The 11,538-nt window shown below is 72.5% G+C and carries 12 protein-coding genes; 6 read left to right on the top strand and 6 right to left on the bottom strand.

Translation table 11 applies throughout. From position 1 onward, the window contains the following. From AB0F11_RS35840 to AB0F11_RS35830, 3 genes are all read right to left on the bottom strand, one after another. The coding region (locus tag AB0F11_RS35840) for a peroxidase family protein (RefSeq protein WP_362183326.1) at positions 1-1,178 on the bottom strand (1,178 nt) is incomplete at its 3' end. A gap of 166 nt (positions 1,179-1,344) precedes the next feature. Beyond that, positions 1,345-2,718, bottom strand: coding sequence for a cytochrome P450 (locus AB0F11_RS35835; RefSeq protein WP_362183323.1), 1,374 nt, complete (start codon positions 2,716-2,718; stop codon positions 1,345-1,347). After that, the gene (locus AB0F11_RS35830) at positions 2,715-4,124 is read right to left on the bottom strand and encodes an FAD-linked oxidase C-terminal domain-containing protein (protein WP_362183320.1); all 1,410 of its coding nucleotides are present in this window, start codon (positions 4,122-4,124) and stop codon (positions 2,715-2,717) included. Before AB0F11_RS35830 ends, AB0F11_RS35835 begins: the two co-directional genes overlap by 4 nt. 472 nt (positions 4,125-4,596) lie before the next feature. Between AB0F11_RS35830 and AB0F11_RS35825 the strand changes: the two genes are divergently transcribed. The 3 genes from AB0F11_RS35825 to AB0F11_RS35815 all read left to right on the top strand — a co-directional run bounded on the left by AB0F11_RS35825 (position 4,597) and on the right by AB0F11_RS35815 (position 5,930). Continuing rightward, positions 4,597-5,262 carry a hypothetical protein gene (locus tag AB0F11_RS35825; protein WP_362183317.1) on the top strand — a complete coding sequence of 222 codons (666 nt, stop codon included), beginning with the start codon at positions 4,597-4,599 and terminating at the stop codon, positions 5,260-5,262. 289 nt (positions 5,263-5,551) lie between these two features. After that, positions 5,552-5,734, top strand: coding sequence for a hypothetical protein (locus AB0F11_RS35820; RefSeq protein ID WP_362183314.1), 183 nt, complete (start codon positions 5,552-5,554; stop codon positions 5,732-5,734). Then, a complete protein-coding gene (locus tag AB0F11_RS35815) occupies positions 5,724-5,930 on the top strand; it encodes a hypothetical protein (protein ID WP_362183311.1) in 207 nt (68 codons plus the stop codon). Before AB0F11_RS35820 ends, AB0F11_RS35815 begins: the two co-directional genes overlap by 11 nt. 7 nt (positions 5,931-5,937) lie before the next feature. Here AB0F11_RS35815 and AB0F11_RS35810 read toward each other — a convergent pair whose 3' ends face one another. After that, positions 5,938-7,389: an amidase gene (locus AB0F11_RS35810; RefSeq protein ID WP_362183308.1), complete on the bottom strand. Its 1,452-nt coding sequence runs from the start codon at positions 7,387-7,389 to the stop codon at positions 5,938-5,940. A 100-nt stretch (positions 7,390-7,489) separates the two neighbouring features. Further along, complete coding sequence (locus AB0F11_RS35805) at positions 7,490-7,912, bottom strand: secondary thiamine-phosphate synthase enzyme YjbQ (RefSeq protein WP_362183305.1); 423 nt, start codon at positions 7,910-7,912, stop codon at positions 7,490-7,492. 186 nt (positions 7,913-8,098) lie between these two features. On the opposite strand from AB0F11_RS35805, the gene AB0F11_RS35800 reads away from it, so the two are divergent. The 3 genes from AB0F11_RS35800 (at position 8,099) to AB0F11_RS35790 (ending at position 10,427) form a co-directional block, all read left to right on the top strand. Continuing rightward, a complete protein-coding gene (locus tag AB0F11_RS35800; protein ID WP_362183302.1) occupies positions 8,099-8,509 on the top strand; it encodes a VOC family protein in 411 nt (136 codons plus the stop codon). An 87-nt stretch (positions 8,510-8,596) separates the two neighbouring features. After that, on the top strand, positions 8,597-8,776 hold the full coding sequence (locus AB0F11_RS35795; RefSeq protein WP_362183299.1) for a hypothetical protein: 180 nt from the start codon (positions 8,597-8,599) through the stop codon (positions 8,774-8,776). A gap of 169 nt (positions 8,777-8,945) precedes the next feature. Next, complete coding sequence (locus AB0F11_RS35790) at positions 8,946-10,427, top strand: protein kinase (protein ID WP_362183296.1); 1,482 nt, start codon at positions 8,946-8,948, stop codon at positions 10,425-10,427. A gap of 14 nt (positions 10,428-10,441) precedes the next feature. Here AB0F11_RS35790 and AB0F11_RS35785 read toward each other — a convergent pair. Continuing rightward, a partial coding sequence (locus tag AB0F11_RS35785) for a serine/threonine-protein kinase (RefSeq protein WP_362183293.1) occupies positions 10,442-11,538 on the bottom strand: 1,097 nt, incomplete at its 5' end.

The following is an 11,538-nucleotide window of genomic DNA, read 5'->3' as shown; positions in this document are numbered from 1 at the left end:
GAGCCGAGGATGCCGCTGAGCATCTCGCCCGTGCCGATGCGCCCGAAGGTCTTGCTGACCCAACGCGGCAGCACCCCGTACCAGTTGGCGTTCATAGCCTGGTGCAGCACGGGCGTGTCGAGGATGCCCGGGGTCCACTCCACGGTGTGGATCTTCGCCATCAGCGCGGTGTTGACCAGCCGCGCCGTGTGGAACAGCCGCTCGTCGTCCCAGGTGGGGTGGTGAGAGCGGATCATGTCGCAGATCGCGTTGTGCTCCTTGGCCCACAGCGTGTGCAGCAGCGACAGCCCGGCCCAGTAGTCGCTGTTCATGCCGGTCCAGTCCAGGCAGTCCCGCCCCGGCCGCGGGTCGGCGGGCAGGCGCCCCTCCGCCGACAGGGTCAGCCGGCCGCCCTCGCCGGTGCGCAGGGCCCGGCAGCGCTCCTCGTCCGAGCCGTAGAGCTGCGAGCCGTCCCACCAGTGGGTGACCGTGTTCTCGTACGTCGGCGGGGCGTCGGGCGTGGTGTGCGCCACCGGGTCGGGCCGGGTGCGGTTGATCCGCATGGGGCAGGTGCCCCCGTGCATCTCCCAGTCGTCGTCCCCCGCCAGCGGGACGGTGAACGGCTCGGCGGTCTCGTTGTCGCCGTGGTTGGCCCAGCCGTGGTTCTCGAACTGGATCCAGGCCGCCGCCAGCAGGTTCAGCGAGGTCGCGGGCACGAAGGAGCGCCGGGCCAGCAGCTGCCGGCTGATCTCCCGCGGGCTCGGCCGCATCAGCTCCTCGTCCGCTTCCGGAAGCACCAGGTCCAGCGGGGCGTTGCGGTCCAGCCGCGTGCCGACCCGGCCCATGTCCACGTCGTACGGGTCGTAGCCCGAGCCGTCGTACGAGCGGTACGGCAGCAGCGTGGAGGTGGCGCGGCGCGGGCGCTCACCGCCGGCGCCGTAGGTGTCGTACAGGTTCTTGCGGCGCAGGTCCTCCCGGATCGTGCGCAGGTTCAACAGGGCCAGCGGAAGCGGCAGTTCGTGCCACTCCTTGTACGCGTTGACCTGGGCGAAAGCGGCTGAACCGAGGCGCTCGAGAAGCCCGGGCGGCCCGTAGGGCGCGGTCACCCAGGAGCTGGGCCGCGGGGGTGAGTCCGGGCCGGCCGACGAGGCGTCGGCGGCGTCCGCGGAGGATCGGGCGGAGGGGGTGGTGTCGGTCACAGGGGTCCTCGCTGGGGTGGTCTCTCGCTGTGGTCTCTGGGCGTGGCGTGGCACCGAGGGAAGGAGGGGGTGTCGTCGGTCCGGGTGAACTCGGTGAGCTCGGAGGGCAGCCGGTACGGGGAGACGGCGGAACGGCCCTCCATGCGGGGCGCGACGCCGTGCTCGTTCACCGGGGTTCGAGGCCGAACCGGATCGCGGCGGAGTCCAGCAGCCAGGGCAGCGGCCCCGCGGACGGCAGGACGGGCCGGCCCCGCGTGACGCGGTGCGTCCGCAGGATCTCCGCGCAGAACTCGGCCCCGACCAGCAGCGCGAGGTTCTCCCCGGGGCAGTGCCCGCCGCCGTGGCTGAACGGCGCCAGCTGGACGGCCTCGTGCGCCCCGGGCGAGAGCCACCGGCCGGGCGCGAACAGATCGGCCGCCGGTACGTGGTCGGGATCGCGCTGGTGGAACAGCGCGGGTACGAGGACGGCCGTGCCGGCCGGGACCGGCACCCCCCGCCACGTCGTCTCGGCCCGGGTCAGGCGAAGGAGGTCCGGCACGATCGGGAACAGCCGGACGGTCTCCTTCACGCACGCCCGCATCCGGGGCATGTCGGCCACACCGGACGCCGCCTCGGGAACCACCGCCTGCTGCTCGGCCGGGTGCGCACCGAGCAGCAGCAGGGTACGGGCGGCCGTCGGCCCGAGCGTGTCGAGGGCCAGCAGCCAGTGGTGCGCCTGGCCGACCGGGTCGAGGTCGCCCTGCGGATCGTCCTGGCCGAGGGCGCGGGCGATCAGCGTATGGGCGGCCGCCTTCATGGCGTAGGACTCGATGCGGGCCTGCGCCCGGGCGTACACGGCGCGGGCGGCCCGGGCCTGCTTCTTGCGCCGGCCCATCCAGTTGGCCTCGTTGCGCAGCGCCAGGAGCCACGCGTGGAGCTCCTCGTCGTCCGCCGCGGCGTCACCGAGGACGATACGGCGGTTGATCCTGGCCATGGCCCGGCGGATGTCCTCCATGTCCACGACCCGCTGCGACACCAGTCGGCGGGCCTCCTCGGCGACGGCCGCGCGGAACTCCTTGCCCGAAGGGTGGACCGCCTCCGACTCGGCCAGGCACGCGTCGTTGATCCGGCGACGGCCCTCGCGCAGCTCGCCGTGGGAGCAGATGACCCCGGTGGGCTCCAGCACCTTCAGGGCGTTGTCCTTGTCGGGCGGATCCATCGCCAGCGAGCGGACCGGCTCGGTGTAGAACTGCCGGATGTCCTTCGGGTCGAGGAGGACCAGCATCGGCCCCGACAGGCCGCGCACGAGGACCGGCGCCCCGCCGTGGCGCCCGCGCAGCGCCCGCAGCGTGGCGGCCGCCCATGCGGGCTGGTTCAGGGCGGCGTACGCCTTGACCACGCGCGGGCGCGGGCTCACGAAGCCGCGGACGAAGACGGGCAGGGTGTGGGTGGCGAACAGGCGGAGGTTCAGGGCCGGGCTGGCCACGGCCGTGCCCCGCCCCCCGTTGCCGCGCGGGCCATCGTGTTGCGTGGTCCGGGTGGAGCGCGTGGACTGGGTCATGCCTCGATCACCTTGCCGGGGTTGAGGAGGTTCTTCGGGTCGAAGAGCCGTTTGATGCCCCGGTGCAGGTCCAGGCCCGCCGGGTCGAGCTCGCGGGCCAGCCAGTCCCGTTTGAGGGTGCCGATGCCGTGCGTGCCGGTGCTGGTGCCGCCGACGGCCAGCGCCGCGGCCACGATGTCCTCGCGCGCCTGACGGGCGCGGGCGACCCGGCCGGCGTCGGACGCGTCGAAGAGGACGGCGGGGCGGACGCGGCCGTCCCCGGCGTGAGCCGTGGTGAAGATTCGCAGGCCGTGGTGGTCGGCGATCCCCTCGATGGCCCCGATGAACTTCGGCAGTTCGCGGCGGGGGACGGCCACCTCCTCGACGAACGTGGTGGGCCTGCCCGGCAGGGTCGCGGCGAAGCGGTTCACGGCCGGAACGGCCTGCCGGCGCGCCTCCATGATCTCGCGGGACTCCTCCGCGGTGCTCGCGGTGACCACGTGCTCGGCCCCGGCCTCCTTGCACAGCAGCTCCATCGCCGTCAGGTCCCGGGCCGGGTCGGCGGTGTCGCTCTCCACGATCAGCGTGGCCGCGCTGCCCGGCCGCAGCAGCGGGTGACCGAGCTCGGCGACCGCCTCGGAGGTGGCGCGGTCCAGCAGCTCCAGGGCGGAGGGCAGGTGACCGGCCAGGGTGATGGCGTGGACCGCGTCGCCGGCCGCGGTCAGGGTGGGGAACCGGGCCAGCAGGGACAGGGCCGGCGGGCGGGCGGGCCGCAGCGCCAGCGAGGCCCCCACGACGACCGCGAGGGTGCCCTCGGACCCGACGATCAACCGGGTCAGGTCGTAGCCGGCGACTCCCTTGACGGTGTCCCGGCCCGTCCGCATCCGCCTCCCGTCCGGGAGCACCAGGTCCAGAGCCAGCACGTGGTCGGCGGTGGCCCCGTACTTGACGGAGCAGATCCCGCCGGCGCCGGTGGCGATGTTCCCGCCGATGGTGCAGGTGTCCCGGGAGGCCGGGTCCGGGGGGTACGTCAGGCCGTACTCGGCCGCGGCGGCGTTCAGGGCCGCCGTGGTGACCCCCGGCTCGCAGCGCACCAGCCGGTTGCCCGGGTCGATCTCCAGGATCCGGTCCATCCTCACGGTGGACAGCACGATGCACCCGTCGACGGCACCGGCGGCGCCGACCACCCCGGTCCGGGCGCCCTGCGGGACGACCGGCACCTCCAGCCCGTACGCCAGGGCCAGCACGGCCTGGACCTGTTCGGCTGTGGTGGGCTGGACCACCACGGCCGGGGTCCCGCAGTCCGGGAAGGGCGCGGTGTCCCGGGCATGGGCGGCCAGTGAAGCCTCGTCGGCCAACACGGCATGGGTCGGGAGCACGTCTCTGAGCCGGCTCAGGAGCAGGGAGGAATCGGTGGTCAGCGACATGGGGGTGTCTTCCTGGGGGCGGGAGGCGGTGAGGGCCGGAGGCGGCAAGCCGGAGGGGAATGGCGGTGCGCACGGGGTACCTCCGCCGGGCCGGGGCAACGAGCTGTCGAGGGACGCCCGGTCACGTTAAGCGACGACCACCCGCGGGTCCCCGAGCGGCGTGCACAATATCGATTCTGCATGCGCCACCCGGGTGGACAGCACCTGACCAGCCGTTCTCCGCTGCACCAGCGAAACCCTTACCCGGACCGGCAGTGCGCCTCCTGGGGTCCTGCGCCTCGAAGAATCGTCACTTTCCGTGACTCGGTACTCGGCCCCCGGTACTCGGCACCCGGCCGCGGCTCGGACTCCGGGCGAATGCTGCGGCCGCCCTCGGAGAAGGAAACGTTCCCCACCGTTTCGGTGTCTCATGAGCAGGCCGGAACCGTCGGGCAGGAACGCAAGTGTCAGAGGCGTGCGCTTGGATGTGCGTGTGACTGTTCAGGACATTGCCCGACAGCTGCCCGAGATAGCTGCCCTCCGAGATCACTGCCGTTCGATGGCCATGTTGGAGGCGGTCTTCAGCCCTGAGTGGTCGGACCGTTACTACTCCTTCAACGCCCACTGGTCCGAGACGGAGGCCATGGCCTCGATGCGCAATGGGTCGGGTGACGAGTATTCGATCGTGTTCTCGGCCGCCGGCGCCTATGTGCGTGGGTTCGCGCACGAGTCACCCATGAGTCCTTATGCCGAGGACGGGCCATGGCCCGGCGTGCTCGATGACGTGCCCGATGTCTTCCAGTCGTGTGTCGAGGAACCGGCCTTCTCAGACGAGGATGGGATGCCTGTCGTCACTGCCTGCATGTGGCGAGAGGCGGGAGACGATCACTGGAAAGCCGGAACGATCGACTTCCCCGAAGCAACCACGGGCGACCCGGACGGCGCTGCGTACTTGTTCAGTCTGCTGGCAGATCGCTCTGCGGAAGCATTTCAGCGATGGGCCGAGGACTACTACGAGGTCTCGGTCGACTTGGAGGCAGTTCGGCACGTCCTTTCCTCGCATCCGCTGACCGAAGGAGTGGTCCGCGCATTGAACCCAGAGATCACGCTGGCCGACCTGGCAGGAGACATCACGGAGATCGGCTATCCGCTGGGGTGAGACACTCGGCAGGGGCCAATCGTGGCGGTCCGGGAGGCGCGTCGTTCGTCGAGCGCGACGACGGCGCCGCGTCCAGCAAGTTCTTCGCGCAGACCCGCGTTGTCGTGGTGGAGGGCGGCGATCACAGTGGCTGCTGCGTCGAGGCGGCCCTGGAGCTGGGTCCGCTCACGCTTCAGTTCCTTCAACTGGCTTCGAAGTTCGCCGAGTTCGGTGTCTCGCCGGGCTTCGCCGGGCGTGCGGGCACCGGTCGCCGCTGTCCGTCGGTCACCTTTCGGGATTCTTCGATGCCATGGGGTTTACGGACGGGGACGCGCGGCGGACGATGCTGGCCAAACAGATCTCCCACATCGTCACGGAACAGAACCGGCACGAGACGGCCGAGGACCTGCTACGCCGGTTCGATCCGCCCGCGACCTTCACGGCGGACAGCGGTGAGGAGCTGAATCGAGGAGAGGAAGACGATGGACGCTGAGCCCGCAGCGACCCGGCTGCCCGAGACCGGTGCTTCGGAGGGCGAGCAGAACGCCATGACGCACCGCGAGACCGTGCGCAACGACATCCGCGGTGGCGTCCAGCACGGTCCCGTCATCCAATCAGGTCACATCACCAGCCTCACCATCCACGTCGACCATCCCCCGACCGTGAGCGACGAACAGGACCCACAGTAGGAGGCCCCTACATCGGGGCCTGGAAGCCGCCCGTGGTCTCTTCGAGCAGTTCGGCCAGTTTCAGGGGGGTGCGGTCCTCGAACATCGGGCCGATGAGCTGGACTCCCACCGGCAGGCCCTCGGGGGAGCGGCCCGCCGGTACGGCGGTGGCGGGGAGGCCGGGCATGGTGGCCAGGCCGGCCCAGACGAGCTGGTCGAAGTACGGGTACGTGACGCCGTCGATGTCGATCCGGCGCCCCATCGGATCGGGGTCGTGGTCGTGCGGGAACGCGGGAGTGGGCGTGATGGGGCACACCACGGCGTCGAACTCCGCGAACAGCTGCCGCCAGGCATGGCGGTGGAGCTCGCGGCGGCCGTTCGCCTCGATCCAGTCGTGGTGGCTGAACACCATGGCGCGCAGCCGCGCCGTATAGAGGATCCGGTCTCCCGGGCTCAGTGCGGCGGCGCGGGCCTGCAGCTGCTCGTACGCTTCGATGGGGAAGCGGGCAACGGTGCTCGAGAACAGCAACTGCGTGTAGAGCAGCGCGGCTTCGGTCAGATCGGGCAGCAGCGGACTGTGCCGTTCGACGCGGGCGCCGCCGTCGGCCAGCGCGGCGGCCACCCGGTTCACGCCGGCCCGTACAGCGGCGCCGGTCGGGATGAGCGGATGGTCCTCCAGGACCAGGATGCGGAAGTCGCAGAGCCGCTCGTGGCGCGCGGGCCGCAGCGCCAGGTCGTACGCCACCCCGTGCGTCAGCGGATCCGGTCCGGCCATGACGTCGAGCAGGAGCGTGAGGTCGCGGGCCGTGCGGGCCATCGGGCCGACGACGGCGAGGTCGGGTTCGGCGGGGAGGGCCGGCCCGGGCGGCGGGGCCATGCCCCGGGTCGCCGCCAGCCCGAGGGTCGGCTTGTGTGCGTGGATGCCGCAGAAGTGCGCGGGGGTGCGCAGCGAGCCCGCGATGTCGGAGCCGATCGACAGTGCGCCGAACCCGGACGCCAGGGCCGCCGCCGATCCGCCGGAGGATCCGCCCGACGTCCGGGTGTGGTCCCACGGGTTGTTGGTGGTGCCGTAGAGCTCGTTGAAGCTCTGTATGTCCTGCAGCCCCACGGGCACATTGGTCTTGCCGAGCACCACCGCGCCCGCTGCCCTCAGCCGCGACACCTGTACCGCGTCCTCGGTCGGCATGTGGTTCCGGTGCTGCGGCATGCCCCAGGTCGTGGGCAGCCCGGCGATGTCGTAGGACTCCTTGACCGTCACCGGGATGCCCAGCAGGGGCCGGTCCTCACCGCGGGCGCGCGCCCGGTCGGCATCGCGCGCGGCGGCCCGTGCCCGGTCGAAGTCCGGTACGCAGATCGCGTTGACCGCCTTGTCGTGGCGCTCGATGCGGGCGATCGCCGCGTCGGTCAGTTCCGCCGAGGTCACTTCACCGGCACGCATGGCGGCCGAGAGTTCTTCGGCCGTCCGAAAATTCCAGTCCATGGGCCGGACCGTACCGACCCCTCGAACAGGCCACGAAATACCGGTTTGTGCAAGGGAAGTCGGTGGTCGGTCGGTTCTGCGAAGTGCCCCTCCGGGGCGGTTACCCCAGGAAGCTCAACCGGACCTGTCGGTCCGGGTTGTCCTTGTTGGTGTCGACCAGGCAGACCGACTGCCAGGTTCCGAGCTGCAGGCGGCCGCCGAGTACGGGCAGCGTCGCGTGCGGCGGCACGAAGGCGGGCAGGACGTGGTCGCGGCCGTGGCCGGGGGAGCCGTGGCGGTGCTGCCAGCGGTCGTCCGCGGGCAGCAGGGTGTGCAGGGCCTCCAGCAGGTCGTGGTCGCTGCCGGCGCCCGTCTCGATCACGGCGATGCCCGCCGTGGCGTGCGGGACGAAGACGTTGAGCAGGCCGTCGCGGCCGGCCGCGGCGTCGGCCAGGAACTGTTCGCACGCGCGGGTCAGGTCGGTGACGGTCTCGGAGCGGCCGGTGGCGAGGTCGAGGACCCGGGTGGTGAATCGATCGGACATGGGCACCATGGTGGTCCACGGCAGCGGCCCGTGCGCGCGCGCCCCGCCCGGCGGCCGGAGCGAAGACGGGCCCGGCCACGCCGCACGCGCCGCGCGCCGCCGTATCCCGGGCCCTGTCGGAGGCGTGCTCTAACCTCGGCTCCGACAGGCTCGCGCCACGCCACCACACCCCATGGAGCAGCCAGGATGGCCACGACCCCGCAGAAGATCACCACGTTCCTGATGTTCGAGGGCGGCAGGGCCGAGGAGGCCATGACCTTCTACATGTCGCTCTTCGACGACGCCGAGGTCATCAGCATCAACCGCTACGGCCCCGAAGGCCCCGGCGAGGAAGGCACGGTCCTGCACGCCACGTTCGCACTCGCCGGCCAGCAGTTCATGTGCATCGACAGCGCGGTCAAGCACGAATTCGGCTTCACCCCGGCGGTCTCGCTGTTCGTGCAGTGCGACAGCGCGGCCGAGCTCGACCGCCTCTACGAGGCCCTCGTCGAGCAGGGCCAGGCGCTGATGCCGCTGGGCTCGTACGGCTTCAGCGCCAGGTTCGGCTGGGTCAACGACCGCTTCGGTGTGTCGTGGCAGCTGAACCTGCCCGAGTAGTCCACCACCGCCGAACTCGCGGTCCGCGCCTGGGCCCGGCGCGACGAGGGCGTCGCAGAGCGCCTGCGGCGCGTGGACAACCGGCGGATGCAGTACATGCGTTCGCTGTTCGGATCCTTCTGTCCGGACGAGGACGAGGACGAGGCCGATGCCCGCTGCCTGATCGCCTTCTCGCTGCGCATCGGCAACCACTTCATCGCGGCCGACCACAGCGCCCGCAGCCGTGCGGAGGTGATCGCGCTCACCAGGAAGCTGCTCCTGGGCTGAGGCCGGTGCTCCGGGGGGTCGCGCCGGTGAGCCCGCACCCGTAGGTTGGCCGACAGCACGCGGGAGCCGGCGGCGACGGCGCGAATGGCGGGAACGGTGGGAACGGTGGGAACGGGGAGGGGGCGGCCCGGTGATGCGGGATCAGCTTCTCGGCGGTAGGTACCGCTTGGTGCAGCAGCTCGGTGAGGGCGGCATGGGCCAGGTGTGGGAGGCACGCGACGAGACGCTGGAGCGGCTCGTCGCGGTCAAGGTGATCGCCCTGCTGGCCGGCGGCGGCAGCCGCGGCGACGAGGCCCGCGCCCGGTTCCTGCGCGAGGCCCGCATCACCGCCGCGCTGCAGCACCCCAACATCGTCACCGTCCACGACCTCGGCGAGGCGCAGGCCGAGGACGGCAGGGCGCCGTTCCTGGTGATGGAACTCCTGCGGGGCGAGGGGCTCGACGCGTTACTGCACCGGGGCGGCCCCGTCCCGCTGCCCGACGCCGCACGGTGGGGCGCGCAGATCTGCGACGCGCTGTCCGAGGCGCATCGAGCCGGAGTCCTCCACCGGGACATCAAGCCCTCCAACGTCCTGCTGGGCCCCTCCGGCACGGTGAAGGTCCTGGACTTCGGGATCGCGCGCGCGGCCGACCCGTACGCGACCGCGGGCCGCCTGACCCAGACCGGCCTCATCGTGGGCACGCCCCCGTACATGGCCCCCGAGCAGGCCCGCGGCCACCCGGAGACCCGCAGCGACCTGTACGCGCTGGGCTGCCTGCTCTACGAGCTGATCACCGGCCGGCTGCCGTTCCAGGCCCCGGACACCGTGGGCTACCTGACGGCCCACCTCACCCAGGAACCGGCCGCCCCCAGCACGGTCGCCGAGGGGATCCCGCCCGCCTGGGACGGCGTCCTGCTGACCCTGTTGCGCAAGGACCCCGACCAGCGGTATGCGACCGCCGCCGACACGGCCGAGGCGCTGCGCGCCCTGGACCGCCGGGCTGAGCGGCCGGCGCCCGCGCCCGTGGTGGAACGGATCCCGACCGCGGGGGAACGGACCCCGACCGCGGTGGAGAGCGCCCCTGGTGTGGTCGCAAGCCGCCCCGCGTCGCCGTCCGTGGCCGCTCCGGGTCCGGCGGCGGTCCACGCGAACCCCAGGCCGGGAGCCTGGAAGCTGTACGGGATCCTCCGCAGGATGGCGGTCGCGGCGGTGATCCTGACCGCGTGGGCCGTGGTCGTCCACCTGTTCAAACCCGAGGAGACCTGGGGATTCACCGGGCCGGACTACTTCATCCTTTTCGTCGCGGTCGCCGTGTGCGTCGGGCTGGAGATCAGCGCACCGTGGGACCTGCTCACCCTCGACAGGGACCGGCTCACCGTGGTGCGCCGGAGCGAAGCCCGGAACAAGGACACGTTCTCGATCTCCTGGACCGCGCTCGACCGGATCGCCGTCATCGGCGCGGGGCGCTCCGCCGAGGTCGTGGTGTGGTTCGCCCCCGGCGAGGAGCCCGCACCGGAGTGGACGAGGGCGCACCGGATCAAGCGGTACGGCGACGGGCACGGCCACGTCCTGTGCCACCCCGTCCGAGGCGTGAGCCCGGGCAGCTCGAAGGCGCTGCTCGACCGCCTTCGCGAAGGCCTGACGCGCTACGCCGGAGCCAAGCACCTCTGAACGCCGCCGGGGGCCTAACCGGCGTGACCGGGGTACCGCGGCGGTGGCGGGCCGAAGCCGCCGGGGCCCTGCGGGGAGCCGAAGCCGCCGTACGGGCCGGGCATGCCGGGGGCGCCGGATCCGTACGGCCCCGGCCCGAAGCCGTACGGCCCGGGGAGGACGCCCAGGCGCGGCGCCAGGTGGCAGACGACGGACCGGTGCAGCTGCCCCAGCCACTCCTGGAGGCGGCTGACGCGCCGGGCGTTGACCTGGCACCCGTACGAACTGCCGTCCGGCAGCAGGACCGTCACGACCAGGTGGGCGCCGCGGTTCAGGGGCGCGTAGGTGATCCCGGCGAGCTCCTCCCACGCGAAGTCGGCCTCCACGCCGTCGACTTCGAGGACGACTCCGGCGGCGTCGGCGACCACGCTGTTGCGGCGGTCGGCGATCACGACGTCGGGCGCAGCCTCCACCGGCCCGGCCGGGACGGCGGGCGCCACCGCCGGCATGGGCGGCGGACCCTGCGGCCGGGGCGGGGCCGCCTGCGTCGCCGGGACGGGCGTGGGCGGCGTCGATGCCTGCAGGACGGTCGGCACCGGCGGAACCGGTGTCTGCGGGAGGGCGGGCTGCGGGGCGGGTGTGTGCGGGGCCGCAGGCTGCGGGGCCGCGTTCTGCGGTGGGGGTGCCTGCGGTACGGGTGGCTGCGCGACCGGGATCACCGGCGCCTCCGGGTCGCCGAGCAGGTCCAGCAGGGCCGAGGGCGTCGGGCGGTCCGCCGGGTCCTTCGCCAGACACGCCTCGACGAGCGCGCGCAGCCCGTCCGGAACCGCCGCCAGGTTCGGCGGTTCGTGCACGGAGCGGTACATCAGCCCCATGGGCGTCCCCTCGCCCCACGCGCTGCCGCCGGCCGCGGCGACCAGCACCGAGCCGAGGGCGAACACGTCGGCGGCGCCCGTGACGTCGAGGCCCAGGGCCTGTTCGGGGGCGAGGTAGCCGGGGGTGCCGAAGGCCGTTCCGGTGGCGGTCATGCGCGTGGACTCCACCGCCCGCGCGATGCCGAAGTCCAGCACCCGAGGCCCGTCCTCGGCCAGGATGATGTTGCCGGGCTTGAGGTCGCGGTGGACGAGCCCGC

Source organism: Streptomyces sp. NPDC032472, from assembly GCF_040636955.1.
Taxonomy (GTDB): domain Bacteria; phylum Actinomycetota; class Actinomycetes; order Streptomycetales; family Streptomycetaceae; genus Streptomyces.
Note: the sequence above shows the minus strand (reverse complement) of the source record. Positions and strands in the feature narration are given on the sequence as shown.

What these genes read in the sequence shown, in the direction of transcription:
- AB0F11_RS35835 (WP_362183323.1), bottom strand. Translation starts at nt 2,718, where the DNA reads ATGACCCAGTCCACGCGCTCCACCCGGACCACGCAACACGATGGCCCG.
- AB0F11_RS35815 (WP_362183311.1), top strand. Translation starts at nt 5,724, where the DNA reads ATGGACGCTGAGCCCGCAGCGACCCGGCTGCCCGAGACCGGTGCTTCG.
- AB0F11_RS35795 (WP_362183299.1), top strand. Translation starts at nt 8,597, where the DNA reads ATGCAGTACATGCGTTCGCTGTTCGGATCCTTCTGTCCGGACGAGGAC.
- AB0F11_RS35800 (WP_362183302.1), top strand. Translation starts at nt 8,099, where the DNA reads ATGGCCACGACCCCGCAGAAGATCACCACGTTCCTGATGTTCGAGGGC.
- AB0F11_RS35830 (WP_362183320.1), bottom strand. Translation starts at nt 4,124, where the DNA reads ATGTCGCTGACCACCGATTCCTCCCTGCTCCTGAGCCGGCTCAGAGAC.
- AB0F11_RS35810 (WP_362183308.1), bottom strand. Translation starts at nt 7,389, where the DNA reads ATGGACTGGAATTTTCGGACGGCCGAAGAACTCTCGGCCGCCATGCGT.
- AB0F11_RS35820 (WP_362183314.1), top strand. Translation starts at nt 5,552, where the DNA reads ATGGGGTTTACGGACGGGGACGCGCGGCGGACGATGCTGGCCAAACAG.
- AB0F11_RS35805 (WP_362183305.1), bottom strand. Translation starts at nt 7,912, where the DNA reads ATGTCCGATCGATTCACCACCCGGGTCCTCGACCTCGCCACCGGCCGC.